Source organism: Bacillus sp. MBGLi79 (assembly GCF_002953915.1).
In genome coordinates this window covers 4,724,035-4,739,140 of record NZ_CP026521.1, presented here as the reverse complement: position 1 = coordinate 4,739,140, position 15,106 = coordinate 4,724,035, and the positions used below count along the sequence as shown (strand labels likewise).

The window sequence follows — 15,106 nt, the reverse complement described above, 5'->3', positions numbered from 1 at the left end:
AGCATGAATAGGATGAAAGGCATCAAGATTTTGCTCGTGGACGATGAACCGGCGATATTAGATTTTTTGACAATGGGCCTTGAAAATGAAGGCTTTGAAGTGAAGACAGCAGCTGACGGAATGACAGCGATGAACACCGTAAAGACATTTCAGCCGCATGTGGCCATCCTGGATGTGATGATGCCCGGAATGGATGGACTGGAAGTATCGAGGATGATGAAAAAAACCGGCCATACCGCCGTTATTATGCTTACGGCCAAGGATGAGGTGGGGGTTCGGGTAAAAGCGCTGACAGAGGGCGCTGATGATTATATGATCAAACCCTTCAGCTTTGAAGAACTGCTGGCGCGAATCTACGCGAGAATTCGGGATCACTTTCCCAACCTGTTTGAAGAAGTCGCGCTCGGTCCGTTTCGAATTGATGATCGGCGCAGAGAAATCCGCTATCATGAAGAGGTGCTCAAGCTTTCAGCAACAGAATACGAGCTTTTAAAGTTTTTGGTGCTGAATCACGGCCTCGTGCTCAGTAAAGCGAGGATTCTAGATAAAGTATGGGGGTATGATTTTTACGGAGAAGAAAATATTGTCGAAGTGTACATCCGTTCCTTGCGGGAAAAGCTGAATGACAAAAAGCATGAAGTGATCCGAACGGTTCGGGGCGCGGGATATCGGGTGGATATAGAATGAAAAAACGATTCAAAACGCTGCGCTTTCAGCTTTTATGCCGCTCATTATGCATTCTCGTTCTTCTATTGGTGTTTGTTGGCGCTTTGCAATATGTGTATGGAAAACGTCTATTATATGAAAACCGGGCTGTCAGCATTCAGAGTTATATCAATTCGACGGAGCCGACCATCTGGAATAACATTAAAACATACAAAAGCCATCCCGGCGGCTTGAAAAAGTCAGATGGTGCTGTCCGTCCCGCCTATATTTATCCGGGCGTGACCATTGTTTTTATTGATAAGAAAACAAAAGACAGTACGGTATTGTCGACCGACCCATATGCGGGAGCGCCGCCGACAGTGAATAAAAGTGTATATGATGAGGCATTAAAAGATACGATGGCCTTGCATTATAGAGTCACGAAAAATGAATCCGGCGAGGAAGTGCTGATTGTATTTCAAGCTATTAATATCGATGGAAAAGAAGCAGGCGTGATTCAAATGAGTGCTTTAACAGAACCACTGAAGGACGTACTGCTCCGGCAAATCAGCACTTACTCCACGCTCTCGCTTGTCGCGCTCCTGCTCGGGCTTTTTACATTCTTGCCAGTGGTCAGACATACGCTTAAACCGTTATCACAAATGGTACATATGATGGGTGAAATCAATGCAGGAAATTTGAATAAAAGGCTTCCTGTATATCGAAAACAAATGGAAATCGACACGCTCGCCATTTCGTTTAATCGCATGCTGGAGCGGATTGAAACGTCATTTAAAGCAGAAAAAGAAGCGAAGGAGCGCATCCGGCAATTTGTATCAGACGCTTCACATGAATTGAGAACGCCTTTAACGTCCATACACGGCTTTATCGAAGTGCTGCTGCGTGGCGCCGCGCTTCAGCCGGAGCAGAGAGATAGGGCGCTGAATAGTATGTATGAAGAGTCGAAGAGAGCCACTCGGCTGATAGAGGATCTGTTGTTTTTAGCAAAAATTGATCGGGTGCCGAGCTTTGAAATGAAGAGAGGAAATCTCGATGCGCTCATAAGGGAAATGGAGCCGCAGCTAAGTCTGCTTGCAAAAGAAAGAAGACTGCAGCTGCTGCTAGAAGATGATGCTGAAGCGGTGTTTGACAGGGATAAGATGAAACAGGTCATTTTGAATTTGGTTTATAACGCGGTGCAGTATACAAAAGAGAAAGCCGGTGCCATTACCATTTCACTGCAAAAAGGCCGTGATAGCGTTATGCTGATGATAGCGGACAACGGCACAGGCATCGCGCCGGAGCACTTACCGCATGTGTTTGACCGGTTTTACAGGGCAGACCCATCCCGCTCCCGGAAATATGGAGGTTCGGGATTGGGCCTCGCCATAACGAAATCGATTATCGACAGCCACAATGGGACAATTGACATGAAAAGTGAAATCGGCAGAGGCACTGTATTTATGATCAGGCTTCCTGCACCAGCTTATTCGTCAGATGAGTGAGAAAATTTCTTCAGCCGGTATTGAAGGCTTTGTCGGCTGATTCCAAGTTCCTGAGCGGCTTTCGAGATGTTATGGCCGTGTTTTCTTAACACGTTCTCTATCACATATTTTTCGAAGCTTTCCATTTTTTCTTTTAAATCCGCAGCCGGCTGATGTCTTGGTTCAGGCTCTGGAATGTCAGCAGGCTTGATTTTCATGCGGTATTGATAGGGCAGATGGGAGGCCGTAATCGTTTGCTCGTCCGTCATGAAATTCATGGCGCCTTCGATCATATGCTCAAGCTCACGAATATTTCCCGGCCAGTCATAAGAAAGAAAAAATTGTTTCACGTCTTCGCTGATGTGTTCAACATTCATTTGGAACAGATGGTTGTTTTTCTGGATGAACTCCGACGCGAGAAGCAATATGTCTTCTTTTCGTTCCCGAAGCGGCGGGATGATCAGCGTCACGACACTCAGCCTGTAATACAAGTCCTTCCTCATCCGTTCGCCGGCAATCGCGTCAATTGGGTCTTCATTCATCGTGGCAATAATACGTACATCAATCGGAGTATCCTTTGTTGAACCGATACGCCTGATTTTTCGTTCTTGAAGGGCGCGCAGCAGCTTTGCCTGAAGGCTGAGATTCAGCGAATTGATTTCATCTAACAGCAGCGTGCCGCCATGGGCTTGTTCAAACAGGCCGGGCTGGTCGACAGCGCCCGTAAAAGCGCCTTTTTTCGTTCCGAACAAAATGCTTTCCACAAGGCTGTCTGGCAGTGCCGCGCAGTTTTGCGAAATAAACGGGCCGCCTGAACGATCGCTGCCATTATGAATACTTTGCGCGAACAGCTCTTTTCCCGTGCCGGTTTCACCTGCGAGAAGGACAGATGATGACGTGCGGGTTGCCCGCTTGGCGTTTTCGATGACGTCTTGAATGGCCGGACTGGTGCCGAGGATGCTGTCAAACGTATAGGTGGTGCTGCCCTTTTTGTTCATATTCTCCCTGATCAGCCGTTCTAGCTTTGTCACATCCTTGGCAATTTCAACGGCACCCTTGATTTTGCCGTCCTGGACGATGGGATAGGTATGATTGATCGTCGTGATTTCCTGGCCCTTATTATTGAAGTAGCTCTGCTTCACATTTTTAATCGTCTTGCCTTCCTGGAGCGCCTGTACCAGCGTACTGTCCTGCTGTTTTGAAAACATAAACACATCCATCAGGTTTTTATTCAGGACGTCATGCTTCTCCATATCTTCAATCTGCATCATTTTATTGTTATAAACGATCGTGTTACCATGCTCGTCCACTACGTGCAGGCCAACATCGATTTCATCTAAAATGCTCTGAAAAACCAATGTGAGGAATTCGCTGTCCTTGACCACTGTATGAACCTCCCTCAATTATTTTCTTAATATTTCTTCTATTTTATAAAAAAATGGAGAGGATATGCAAAAGAATTTTGCACTCATTGAAATTTTTGCTCGAAATATCAGAATGTTTTTGCACCTTGTCCTCGAAAATTGTAGAAAACACACGAATTCTTGATTTGGCACAGAACTTGCATTTATATAAAGGGAAAGCAGGATAACATGTTGAAACAGAAAACAAGGGGGAATTCAAATATGCCAGCTTTATCTAAATCCAAAGAAATTATTGATCAGACGTCTCATTATGGAGCCAACAATTATCATCCGCTCCCGATTGTCATTTCTGAAGCGCTGGGTGCTTGGGTAAAGGACCCGGAAGGCAATGAATATATGGATATGCTGAGTGCTTACTCTGCGGTAAACCAGGGTCACAGACACCCGAAAATCATTCAGGCATTGAAGGATCAGGCTGATAAAATTACCCTCACGTCACGCGCGTTTCACAACGATCAGCTTGGGCCGTTTTACGAAAAAACAGCTAAGCTGTCAGGCAAAGAGATGATTCTGCCGATGAATACAGGAGCCGAAGCGGTTGAATCTGCGGTGAAAGCGGCGAGACGCTGGGCGTATGAAGTGAAAGGCGTAGCAGACAATCAAGCGGAAATTATCGCGTGTGTCGGGAACTTCCACGGCCGCACGATGCTGGCGGTATCTCTTTCTTCTGAAGAGGAATATAAACGAGGATTCGGCCCGATGCTTCCGGGGATCAAACTCATTCCTTACGGCGATGTGGAAGCGCTTCGACAGGCCATTACGCCGAATACAGCGGCATTCTTGTTTGAACCGATTCAAGGCGAAGCGGGCATTGTCATTCCGCCTGAAGGATTTTTACAGGAAGCGGCGGCGATTTGTAAGGAAGAGAATGTCTTGTTTATTGCGGATGAAATTCAAACGGGTCTCGGACGTACAGGCAAGACGTTTGCCTGTGACTGGGACGGCATTGTTCCGGATATGTATATCTTGGGCAAAGCGCTTGGCGGCGGTGTGTTCCCGATCTCATGCATTGCGGCGGACCGCGAGATCTTAGGCGTGTTTAACCCGGGATCACACGGCTCCACATTTGGCGGAAACCCGCTTGCATGTGCAGTGTCTATCGCTTCATTAGAAGTGCTGGAGGATGAAAAACTGGCGGATCGTTCTCTTGAGCTTGGCGAATACTTTAAAAGCGAACTTGAGAGCATTGACAACCCTATCATTAAAGAAGTCCGTGGCAGAGGGCTGTTTATCGGTGTGGAATTGACAGAAGCGGCACGTCCGTATTGTGAGCGTTTGAAGGAAGAAGGGCTTTTATGCAAGGAAACGCATGATACTGTTATTCGTTTTGCACCGCCATTAATCATTTCCAAAAAGGATTTGGATTGGGCGATAGAGAAAATCAAGCACGTGCTGCAAAACGCATAAACCCGCACCATGAAGGGATATTCACTTCGTTTGTATAAATTTACAACAGAAAAATCAGCACTCCCTATTTGCTCAGCTACAGTATTTTAGTATAATGTATCTTTATGAGAAGAAGTGAATTTTATATTAAATAGATAGAGGCTCTTTGGACAGCAAACTGGGATAGCACCATGCAGATGTTCCAGCTTAGATCCAATACAAGTTGCTGAAGGGGTGCAGAATGTGAATACAAACCAAGATAACGGAAATCAGCTCCAGCGGACAATGAAATCACGCCATTTGTTCATGATTTCATTGGGCGGAGTGATCGGAACCGGTTTCTTCCTTGGAACCGGGTTTACCATTAACCAAGCGGGACCGCTCGGCGCGGTTCTGTCCTATTTAGTGGGCGGCTTTATCATGTTTTTGACCATGCTCTGCTTAGGAGAGCTGGCAGTCGCCTTTCCTGTATCGGGGTCCTTCCAGACCTACGCGACGAAATTTATCAGCCCGGCCTTTGGGTTTGCGTTCGGCTGGCTGTACTGGCTCGGCTGGGCGGTTACATGCGCCATTGAATTCTTATCAGCGGGGCAGCTGATGCAACGCTGGTTTCCGCATATAGACGTGTGGATCTGGTGTCTGGTCTTTGCGGCACTGATGTTTATTCTAAATGCGATCACCACAAAAGCCTTTGCGGAATCTGAATTCTGGTTCTCAGGCATTAAAATTTTGATTATCCTTTTATTTATTATTCTCGGCGGAGCTGCCATGTTTGGCCTGATTGATCTGAAGGGCGGAGAGCATGCGCCGTTTTTGACGCATTTTTATGAAGACGGGTTATTTCCGAACGGCATAAAGGCAATGCTGATTACGATGATTACCGTGAACTTTGCGTTCCAGGGAACTGAGCTGATCGGGGTTGCGGCCGGAGAAAGTGAAGACCCTGAAAAAACGATTCCTCGGTCGATCAAACAGACAGTATGGAGAACGCTTGTCTTCTTTGTGCTTTCAATCATTGTCATTGCCGGCATGATTCCGTGGAAACAGGCGGGAGTCGTGGAAAGTCCGTTTGTTGCCGTATTTGAGCAAATTGGAATCCCATATGCTGCTGATATCATGAACTTTGTTATTTTAATCGCACTGTTATCTGTTGCGAATTCAGGTTTATACGCATCAACACGTATCCTGTACGCGATGGCGAATGAAGGACAGGCCTTTAAAGCGCTCGGCAAAACAAATAAGCGCGGTGTACCGATGTATGCGTTAATCGTAACGATGGCTGTGGCTTGCCTATCACTTCTGACAAAGTTTGCGCAGGCTGAAACCGTATATATGGTGCTGTTATCATTGGCGGGCATGAGCGCGCAGGTCGGCTGGATTACGATCTCGCTTTCCCAAATCATGTTCAGACGCAAATATATCCGCGAAGGCGGCAAGACAGAAGATCTGAAATTCAAAACACCGCTGTATCCGGTGCTTCCGCTGATCGGCCTGACATTAAATACAGTCGTGCTTATCAGCCTCGCATTTGATCCGGAGCAGCGTATCGCGCTGTATTGCGGTGTACCGTTTATGATCATTTGCTACATCATTTATCATGTCGTCATTAAAAAACGCCAGCAGGCAAATCGTCAGCTAGAGCTTTAAAAACGTTGTCCGCAAGTCATCTTTGTTAGAACCCGCATAGGACATTATCTTAAATGTTGAGGTGGAATCACAGATGGATAAAACGATTTCGGTTATTGGAATGCCAATGGATTTAGGACAAGCACGACGCGGAGTGGATATGGGCCCGAGTGCCATCCGCTACGCTCATCTGATCGAGCGGCTGTCAGACATGGGGTATACGGTTGAAGATCTCGGTGACATTCCGATCAACCGCGAAAAGATCAAAAATGACGAGGAACTGAAAAACCTAAATTCCGTTTTGGCGGGAAATGAAAAACTCGCGCAAAAGGTCAACAAAGTCATCGAAGAGAAAAAATTCCCGCTTGTCCTGGGCGGTGACCACAGTATTGCGATCGGCACGCTGGCAGGCACAGCAAAGCATTACGATAATCTCGGCGTCATCTGGTATGACGCGCACGGCGACTTGAATACACTTGAAACTTCACCATCCGGCAATATTCACGGCATGCCGCTCGCGGTCAGCCTCGGCATTGGCCACGAGTCACTGGTTAACCTTGAAGGCTACGCGCCTAAAATCAAACCGGAAAACGTCGTTATCATTGGCGCCCGGTCACTTGATGAAGGGGAGCGCAAGTACATTAAGGAAAGCGGCATGAAGGTGTATACGATGCACGAAATCGACCGTCTTGGCATGACAAAGGTCATTGAAGAAACCCTTGATTATTTATCAGCATGTGATGGCGTCCATCTGAGCCTTGATCTGGACGGACTTGATCCGAACGACGCACCGGGTGTCGGAACCCCTGTCGTCGGCGGCATCAGCTACCGGGAGAGCCATCTGGCTATGGAAATGCTGTATGACGCAGGCATCATTACCTCAGCCGAATTCGTTGAGGTTAACCCGATCCTTGATCACAAAAACAAAACGGGCAAAACAGCAGTAGAGCTTGTAGAATCTCTGCTAGGGAAGAAGCTCCTGTAATAAGAAAACCCCCGCACCCGCGGGGGTTTCAGCGTGTCGACAAACCCTCGCATTCGTTGTCAGGCCTGCGCTTCGGTGCTCACGAATTCCAAACATTCGCTGCGCTCCAATGCTCGTTCTTCCTAGACTTCAAGGGTTTTCAATCACGCTGAAAAGATGAAAGAATCCTAAAACTACAAACCGTTTTAGGATTCTTTTGTTAAATTGAACCCCCGCATCCCGCGGGGGTTTTCATTTATCCAATCATTTTCTCAGCGACTTTCATCTCCTGTGAATGGGTTTGATGGTCCGCAATAAACCAACCTGATAACATCACTGCTGCGACGCCTGCGCCAATCAAAAATTTTTTCATTTATATAACCTCCGTTCGTTTAATCAGTTCTTCAATTTGTAATGCTTCATAAAAAAAGTGGGCAGCTTCTTTGTAAAGCCCAAGTTCCCTATACCGTTCGCCAGCCAAAATGGAAAGTTCTCTTACACTGTCATACTCTTTCTCGGACAACAAGTCATCCATATGTTGTTTGCATAAGTAAAACGTTTCCGCATGACCCCCTTCTGCATAAATGGCATATAAAATGTCTATTTTTGCCTCACATATTCTATTCGGCTCAGCAGTCAATTTTTCCTTCACTTCTTGGTAATAAGATAAGGCCTGTTCTTTCTTTTTGACCTTAAACAGCTCTCGTATCAGCAGGTAGGCAGAATGATAATAATAGGCGGAGCGGGCATACTCTTCGTTCTGCAAGGCCTCTTCTAATTTGGAGACTGCTTGTTCTGATTGGCCGCTTTGCGCATGGAGAAGGCCGAAGTTATGCAAAAGCTGGGCTTCAAAAAAATGATCCTCCAATTCTCTTGTGATCCGAATTGCTTCGTCCAAATATGTTTTAGCTTCTTCAAACTGCCCAATTTCTGTAAAGTTGCCTGACATGGTAATCAGGGCTGAAGCCAGCTTCTTTTTATAATCAGTCTCTTCCCTGAACGTTTTGACCGCTTGCCGTGTATGATTGAGGGACACAATATTTTGTCCCAGCTTATAATAGAGCTTTCCGACCTTCAGGTGATATTCGGCTTTCTCAATCGGATCGGGAATGTTGTTGAGATACTGCTCAGCATCTTTATACAGCCCAATGGCAATATCATAATTATTTTTATAGGCCTCATACATGCCTTCAAACAGAAAAAAGTAATATTTCAGCATGTCAGACGTAGCATTCATATGAGAAGGCTCCTCATGCTGAAAACCCTGTCCTCTCGCCTCGTGAAGCAAAACCTTGTGGCGCAGTTCCAATAAGGAGAAGTAGGCAAGCACCTCCTGATCCTCTTCCATGTCATCCAATAAAGGCTTCACTTCTTCAAATAAACGGGAGGACTCTTCCACTTCATGTTTCTTGATAGCAAGGTACCAATCGTTGAGCATGCTAGCGATTTCTGCAGGTGCAATCTTATTCATGTGAAACTCCTTTCTCTAGTGACTTATCAATCTCAGTTGCTTATTCTGATAGTAACACCTCTTTCTATTTTATGTAAAATCCTCTAGTCAATATATGAAGGAGAGATGATATGACAATGATACTAACCCCGATGCAGACAGAAGAATTTCGGTCCTATCTCACGTACACAACAAAGCATTACGCGGAAGAAAAGGTAAAAGCGGGAGCATGGCTGCCTGAAGACGCACAGCTTTTGTCTAGGCAGACGTTTACTGATCTGCTTCCGAGAGGGCTTGAAACCCCCCATCACCATTTGTGGAGCCTCACGCTGAATGAAAAGGAAATCGTTGGCTGGCTCTGGATCCATGCTGAACCGGAGCATCCGCAGCAGGAAGCATATATATACGATTTCGGGTTATATGAACCGTATCGGGGCAAGGGCTACGCAAAGCAAGCATTGGCAGCATTAGATAACACGGCCCGCAGCATGGGAATCCGGAAGCTGTCCCTTCACGTCTTTGCCCATAATCAGACGGCGCGAAAGCTATATGAGCGAACCGGATTTCAAGAAACAGACGTGGTAATGAGCAAAGAGCTTTAACGAATAGGGCCTGGTAAAGGCCTTTTTCTGTAAATGATTTCTAAAAATTCTGTAAATAACCTAGTTACTTTCCTTATTTTTCTAATATAATGTGGGTGAGGAATTACCCTTCCTACATTCACAAGAAAAGAGGAGATGTAATGAAGTTGAAGAAACGAGTGTCGATGTTATTGGTAGCGCTTACAATGTACGGCGGCCTGTTTGTTTCTCCAGCCAAAGCCGTAAAGACCACAAACTATGCTGAAGAAATCGCCGCACTGCAGCCAGGCACGACACCGGAGGAAATCATGAAATCGGCCAGCCAGATTGCCAAACAGCAACATGTAAAGCAAGACGTCATTCTGAAGCAGTTTTATAAGGAAATCACAGCAGATAAAGCAGAAGGTGACAGGCTCGCCAAGGAAAGCGGCATGTCTATCATGGGCGGCTCGTCCGGCACGAAAAAACTTCCGACAAGCGCGAAAGGCAACATTTATTACACGAACTCCTACACAGCCTACTATAATCATGGCCACGTCGGCATGTATTCCGCCGCTGACAAAATTGTTGAATCTGTCCCGGGTGACGGTGTCAGGCAGATCGCTTACAATGCCAGAGACGTGGAAGACAACTCCATTGTACAGACCGTCAGTGTTACCTCATCTCAAAAAACAGCTGCCGCTGACTGGGCGGTATCAAAAGTCGGTGACCCATACTCATTTAACTTCGTCAATAACAGAAATACCGGCCATGACGGCGCCAAAAACTGTTCAAAGCTCCTATGGTCCGCCTTTTTGCTGAAAGCCGGCATTGATATAGACAGCAACGGAGGTTTAGGGGTGTATCCGCGCGACATCACCAGCTCATCCTATACAGCAACCATTATGACCATCAGATAAGGAGAGGGATATGAAAAAGTGGATGATCATCATTGCCATGCTTGTACTCGCAGGAATCGCACTATTTGTCTTCGTTTCCCCTCTCAAAAGCCATAAAGCCGTGAGTCAGCAGGATCTTAGAGATCCCGGTTTCCTGGATGACAAAGAAATCCTGCTGTATTTCTCATCCTCTGCGGATCAAGATGCATTTGGCGGCGGGAAAAGCTACGCCCTGTTTATCAGCCAGGACGGGTCGCTGTCTTCCTTTAAGATGAAGGGCCTTGAGCTGGGCTCAGCCAAGGTTCACGGCGACAGTGTGATGCTGGAGGACAAAAACACGATTTACACGATCAAAAACGGGTTGCGCTCCCATAAAAGAACCTACCAGCACACCGGAGACAGCGCGGGCTTTCTGCAAAACACGGACGGTTTTTATACCTTATACAACTCCGGCTACGACAAAAAGAGAGACGGATACCGCTCAGAGCTGTACCGCCAAATGAACGGAAAGTGGAAAAAAGACGTCATCCCATCCTACATTCGGGCCTCCGGTTTTCATGACGGTGCGATTTTCGCACTCGTTCCGACAGCTGACGAAAAAGGCTATGAGCTCCTTCAGATTCAAGCGGATCAGAAGAAGCTCACCTACCACAAGATAACGGAATGGCAGTACAGGGAAGGAGCCTCAGTCGAATCCCAGCTTGCCGTGGACGACCAAGCTGTGTATGTCATGATTCGCGGCCAGAAGGCGCGAAATCTCTATCAAATGGTCAAGATCAACAAAAAAAGCGGCAAAGTAGAGCTGCACGACATCGCCGAATACAAAAACGACGAACAAACGATATACAGCTCCATGCCCTTTAGCTTCAAAAAAAGCTTCTTCTCTTATGACGGGGGCCTGTACTTCATTGACGGCTTCGGAAAAGTGCACAAAATCGATGCCAAGACAGGAAAAACAAGCATCGCCTTCACTCTTTCCCGCGACAAAATGAAAGCCGATTTCAAAGAAATCACCCAAAAAGGCAGCAGTCTCTACTTCTTCACATACACGTATAACAAGCCTGCCTACATTGAACAGTACAGTCTGAAAACCGGAAAGAAAATGAAAAAAAAAGAAATTGGGAAGGTAAAGGATGTCGTGACGCCGAAGAGTCATTTGAAGCTGTATGACGTTGAGGTGATGAAGGGGTTTTAAGGGCAAGGAGGTTTTATGGGAGCTATCGCCGTTTTATTTATCGTTTTTGGTTTTCCGATCATTGCAGGTGTATTTGGTATAGCGGGTCATTTTTTATTTAAGAGATTTTGGGTGGCGCCGCTCATCGTCCTTATCGCGAGTTTGATATTGTTATTTACGTTAGCTTCGGGCAATAGCTCATTCATGTTTTGGGTTGTTATGTATACGGCAATTGCGTTAGTAACCAGTGTAGCCACATTATTTCTCAGGAAATTTTTTGAGTGATCTCTGTTTATGAAGAGACTGGTATGAAGTCTCTTTTTTTGTTGAACCGAAGTTCGCAGAGATTTTGGGTATGGTATAGAAACGAATCTAAAGGAGTAATGACATGCGCACCAAACGGGTTATTCTTCTGGCAGTTATGATCAGCCTGGTTTCGGCCATTACTGTATTCCTGTTAAATGGATGTAAAGTCGACTTTTTAGACATCCTCGGAACTATTATTGGCTGCTTTCTTGGCATATTTGTTGTTGTAAGAATACAGAAAAAACAGTCGTGAAAAAGGGAAAGGGCCAGACCGAACCGAAGTCATGTGCAAGGACGAAGAGTCCAAACACATGAATGGGAGGAATGGCGTTGACAGGAAACATAGCGGTTGTGTACAAAGGCAAAGGGACTGTAGCGGTGGAGGATATCGGTTATCCGGAGTTAATCTTAAGGGACGGGCCCGGCGTCCCGAAGGCGAATGTGAATCGAAAATGTGAGCATGGGGTTATTCTCAAAGTCATTACAACCAACATTTGCGGAAGCGACCAGCATATGGTCAGAGGCCGCACAACGGCGCCTGAAGGCTTGGTGCTCGGGCATGAAATTACGGGAGAAGTCATTGAAACGGGGCGTGATGTTGAATTTATCAAAAAAGGCGACATCGTATCCGTTCCTTTCAATATTGCCTGCGGACGCTGTGTGATGTGCAAAACGCAGAAAACGCATGTGTGCCTGAATGTCAATCCGGACCGGCCGGGATCGGCTTACGGCTACGTCGATATGGGCGGCTGGGTCGGCGGCCAGTCTGAATATGTCATGGTGCCGTACGCTGACTTTCAGCTTTTGGTGTTCCCTGATAAAGAACAGGCGTTAGAAAAGATTCTCGATTTGACCATGCTGTCCGACATTTTCCCGACCGGCTTCCATGGAGCTTACACAGCGGGCGTGCAAACAGGTTCAACCGTCTATATCGCGGGAGCGGGGCCTGTTGGCTTGGCAGCTGCACACTCCGCTCAGCTCCTAGGCGCCTCCACCGTGATTGTCGGCGATCTGAACGAAGATAGACTGGCACAGGCGAGAAGCTTCGGCTGTGAAACGGTCAACGTACAAAAACACGACCGCCTCGGCGAGCAAATTGAACAAATACTAGGTGAACCAACCGTTGATGCCGCAGTGGACTGTGTCGGCTTTGAAGCATCCGGACACGGCAATCAAGGGGAAGCGCCCGCCGCCGTGCTGAACTCAATCATGGACGTCACCCAGGTCGGAGGCAGCCTTGGCATTCCAGGCTTATACGTGACCGAAGATCCCGGCGCAAAGGATGCGGACGCCAAAACAGGCTCACTAAAAATCCGCTTCGGACTCGGCTGGGCCAAAGCCCACACCTTCGTCACCGGACAAACGCCCGCCATGACATACAACCGCAATTTGATGAAAGCGATCCTGAGCGGCAGAGCGCAGATCGCAAAAGCAGTCAACGCCACCGTCATTTCTCTGGACGACGCGCCAAAAGGCTACAGCGACTTCGACAAAGGCGCAGCCAAAAAATTCGTCATCGACCCGCATGGAACATTGAAGTAAAAGAAAAAGCCGGACGTTCTCAGAACGCCGGCTTTATTGCTGATAATCCGTTTCTTCAAATCGATTTCCCATTTCATCCTGTACGATGAATTCCCCTTCGATTTTGTCCAGTCCAATCAAAATATAAGGGTTTTTCTCATTTGCCGTAGGAGCAGGTTTTCGTTTCACAGTTACAATCGTTTCTTTAGGTGAGAATTTGACGTCTGACACTTCAAGCTTCTTATCTTTCTCGCTGCTTCCGAGAGACACAATAACCATTTTTCTCCCTTCTAAAATGGTGAAGACTTGATATCCTTTCACGTCATCATGCATTTGAAGATCATTTACGTACATTTTTATATCTGTCACTTCATCAAGTCGATCCTTCTCCAACACCCAATAAGACGGCTGACACCCAGCAAGCAGCAACATGATCACAAAAAGCCAAACCCATCTAAAGCGCAAATGCAAACCTCCCCACCCATCGGTTACATCCAAACTAACATACGAGCGAAATAGAGTCATCAACAGCTTGTTTGTCGAATTGTGGATAAAACTCAGCCCGAAGCACTACTAACATGTGAATAAATAGGTTATATTGGGAAGAGAATATTTGCAAAAAAGCAAGAAACCATCGGAGGATTTGAACATGAAACAAGCCTATTATTCCTGTGAAGAACACATCGAAACCGTGCTGGATATGTACATAGACGACCACGAGCTGCCGCCCGAAATCAGAAAAATCGAACATACTAACAGTTTATCCACAGCCTGTGAATTATGTGGAGACCCCGCAGTATATATAGTGGGGAACGAATGATCTTACACAAAATACAGAAAAGATATCCACAATTGTGGACAATATATATGAATAACTTGTTTCTAAAGTGGGGATGACCTGTGAATATCAATATTGTGACAATCGGAAAACTAAAAGAAAAATACCTCAAGCAAGGCATTGAAGAATACACAAAACGACTTTCGGCCTACGCAAAAATCGACATCATCGAACTCCCGGACGAAAAAGCACCGGAAAACCTAAGCGACCAGGACATGAAAATCATAAAAGACAAAGAAGGCGACCGCATCCTATCAAAAATCAGTCCCGACGCCCACGTCATCGCCCTCGCCATCGAAGGAAAAATGAAAACATCCGAAGAACTAGCCGATACAATAGATAAGCTGGCTACATATGGAAAAAGCAAAGTCACCTTCGTCATCGGCGGATCACTCGGACTGAGCGACGCAGTGATGAAACGAGCGGATGAAAAGCTGTCGTTTTCGAAAATGACGTTTCCTCATCAGTTGATGCGATTGATTTTGGTGGAGCAGGTTTATCGGGCTTTTCGGATTAATCGTGGGGAGCCTTATCATAAATAAAGCGACCATAAACATGGTACGCCTTTTTGTATCATCGTTACGCTTTGAAAACCTACACACCATTAATTAACAAATGGATTTGAAAGAATTTCTTTTATTTTGACACAAATATTAGAAAAAAAGGATGTCAAATAGCTCTAGGGCTATTCTAGGCACCCTTCGAGAGTCAATTAAAATATTATTAATCATAAAGAGTAGGTATAAGTTCATAAAACAAATTAAAGATTGGCAAGATAAAGCGGAACTCGCGCTGATTAAAGATAAAGAAGATTTAGCACGTGCGGCGT

At 46.1% G+C, this 15,106-nt stretch carries 17 protein-coding genes; 13 read left to right on the top strand and 4 right to left on the bottom strand.

What is annotated here, in order from left to right:
* The first annotated feature begins 3 nt into the window (after positions 1-3).
* Together C1T29_RS24150 and C1T29_RS24145 are read left to right on the top strand one after the other, a co-directional pair.
* The gene (locus tag C1T29_RS24150) at positions 4-687 is read left to right on the top strand and encodes a response regulator transcription factor (RefSeq protein WP_103749129.1); all 684 of its coding nucleotides are present in this window, start codon (positions 4-6) and stop codon (positions 685-687) included.
* Positions 684-2,150, top strand: a complete 1,467-nt coding sequence (locus tag C1T29_RS24145; protein ID WP_095430985.1) for a sensor histidine kinase — start codon at positions 684-686, stop codon at positions 2,148-2,150. The genes C1T29_RS24150 and C1T29_RS24145 overlap by 4 nt, the downstream gene beginning before the upstream one ends.
* On the opposite strand, the gene rocR is transcribed toward C1T29_RS24145, so the two are convergent.
* Positions 2,132-3,514, bottom strand: coding sequence for an arginine utilization regulatory protein RocR (rocR, locus tag C1T29_RS24140; protein ID WP_014666083.1), 1,383 nt, complete (start codon positions 3,512-3,514; stop codon positions 2,132-2,134). The genes C1T29_RS24145 and rocR overlap by 19 nt on opposite strands.
* 240 nt (positions 3,515-3,754) lie before the next feature.
* Here rocR and rocD point away from each other — a divergent pair, with 240 nt between their 5' ends.
* From rocD to rocF, 3 genes are all read left to right on the top strand, one after another.
* A complete protein-coding gene (gene rocD, locus C1T29_RS24135) occupies positions 3,755-4,960 on the top strand; it encodes an ornithine aminotransferase (RefSeq protein WP_095430986.1) in 1,206 nt (401 codons plus the stop codon).
* A 222-nt stretch (positions 4,961-5,182) separates the two neighbouring features.
* Positions 5,183-6,586: an amino acid permease gene (locus C1T29_RS24130; protein WP_095430987.1), complete on the top strand. Its 1,404-nt coding sequence runs from the start codon at positions 5,183-5,185 to the stop codon at positions 6,584-6,586.
* Positions 6,587-6,659: 73 nt separating this feature from the next.
* Positions 6,660-7,550 carry an arginase gene (gene rocF / locus C1T29_RS24125; protein ID WP_003226959.1) on the top strand — a complete coding sequence of 297 codons (891 nt, stop codon included), beginning with the start codon at positions 6,660-6,662 and terminating at the stop codon, positions 7,548-7,550.
* A gap of 235 nt (positions 7,551-7,785) precedes the next feature.
* On the opposite strand, the gene C1T29_RS24120 is transcribed toward rocF, so the two are convergent.
* A complete protein-coding gene (locus tag C1T29_RS24120; RefSeq protein WP_014666080.1) occupies positions 7,786-7,902 on the bottom strand; it encodes a Phr family secreted Rap phosphatase inhibitor in 117 nt (38 codons plus the stop codon).
* Positions 7,903-9,000, bottom strand: a complete 1,098-nt coding sequence (gene rapG, locus C1T29_RS24115; protein WP_095430988.1) for a response regulator aspartate phosphatase RapG — start codon at positions 8,998-9,000, stop codon at positions 7,903-7,905.
* Positions 9,001-9,110: 110 nt separating this feature from the next.
* On the opposite strand from rapG, the gene C1T29_RS24110 reads away from it, so the two are divergent.
* The 6 genes from C1T29_RS24110 (at position 9,111) to fdhA (ending at position 13,460) form a co-directional block, all read left to right on the top strand.
* Complete coding sequence (locus tag C1T29_RS24110) at positions 9,111-9,581, top strand: GNAT family N-acetyltransferase (protein WP_095430989.1); 471 nt, start codon at positions 9,111-9,113, stop codon at positions 9,579-9,581.
* A gap of 140 nt (positions 9,582-9,721) precedes the next feature.
* Complete coding sequence (locus C1T29_RS24105) at positions 9,722-10,459, top strand: YiiX/YebB-like N1pC/P60 family cysteine hydrolase (RefSeq protein WP_095430990.1); 738 nt, start codon at positions 9,722-9,724, stop codon at positions 10,457-10,459.
* A gap of 10 nt (positions 10,460-10,469) precedes the next feature.
* Positions 10,470-11,633, top strand: a complete 1,164-nt coding sequence (locus C1T29_RS24100) for a hypothetical protein (RefSeq protein ID WP_103749130.1) — start codon at positions 10,470-10,472, stop codon at positions 11,631-11,633.
* A 15-nt stretch (positions 11,634-11,648) separates the two neighbouring features.
* The gene (locus C1T29_RS24095) at positions 11,649-11,897 is read left to right on the top strand and encodes a DUF2651 family protein (RefSeq protein WP_014478530.1); all 249 of its coding nucleotides are present in this window, start codon (positions 11,649-11,651) and stop codon (positions 11,895-11,897) included.
* Positions 11,898-12,000: 103 nt separating this feature from the next.
* Positions 12,001-12,171 (top strand): hypothetical protein, encoded by a 171-nt coding sequence (locus C1T29_RS24090; RefSeq protein WP_021481067.1) that lies wholly within the window; start codon positions 12,001-12,003, stop codon positions 12,169-12,171.
* A gap of 62 nt (positions 12,172-12,233) precedes the next feature.
* Positions 12,234-13,460, top strand: a complete 1,227-nt coding sequence (fdhA, locus tag C1T29_RS24085; protein WP_103749131.1) for a formaldehyde dehydrogenase, glutathione-independent — start codon at positions 12,234-12,236, stop codon at positions 13,458-13,460.
* Between the two features lie 33 nt (positions 13,461-13,493).
* Here fdhA and C1T29_RS24080 read toward each other — a convergent pair whose 3' ends face one another.
* A complete protein-coding gene (locus C1T29_RS24080; RefSeq protein WP_103749132.1) occupies positions 13,494-13,904 on the bottom strand; it encodes a hypothetical protein in 411 nt (136 codons plus the stop codon).
* A gap of 184 nt (positions 13,905-14,088) precedes the next feature.
* On the opposite strand from C1T29_RS24080, the gene C1T29_RS24075 reads away from it, so the two are divergent.
* Both C1T29_RS24075 and rlmH read left to right on the top strand, forming a co-directional pair.
* Complete coding sequence (locus tag C1T29_RS24075) at positions 14,089-14,259, top strand: CxxH/CxxC protein (RefSeq protein WP_003219122.1); 171 nt, start codon at positions 14,089-14,091, stop codon at positions 14,257-14,259.
* A gap of 80 nt (positions 14,260-14,339) precedes the next feature.
* Positions 14,340-14,819, top strand: a complete 480-nt coding sequence (gene rlmH, locus C1T29_RS24070; protein ID WP_044429977.1) for a 23S rRNA (pseudouridine(1915)-N(3))-methyltransferase RlmH — start codon at positions 14,340-14,342, stop codon at positions 14,817-14,819.
* Positions 14,820-15,106 lie beyond the last annotated feature (287 nt).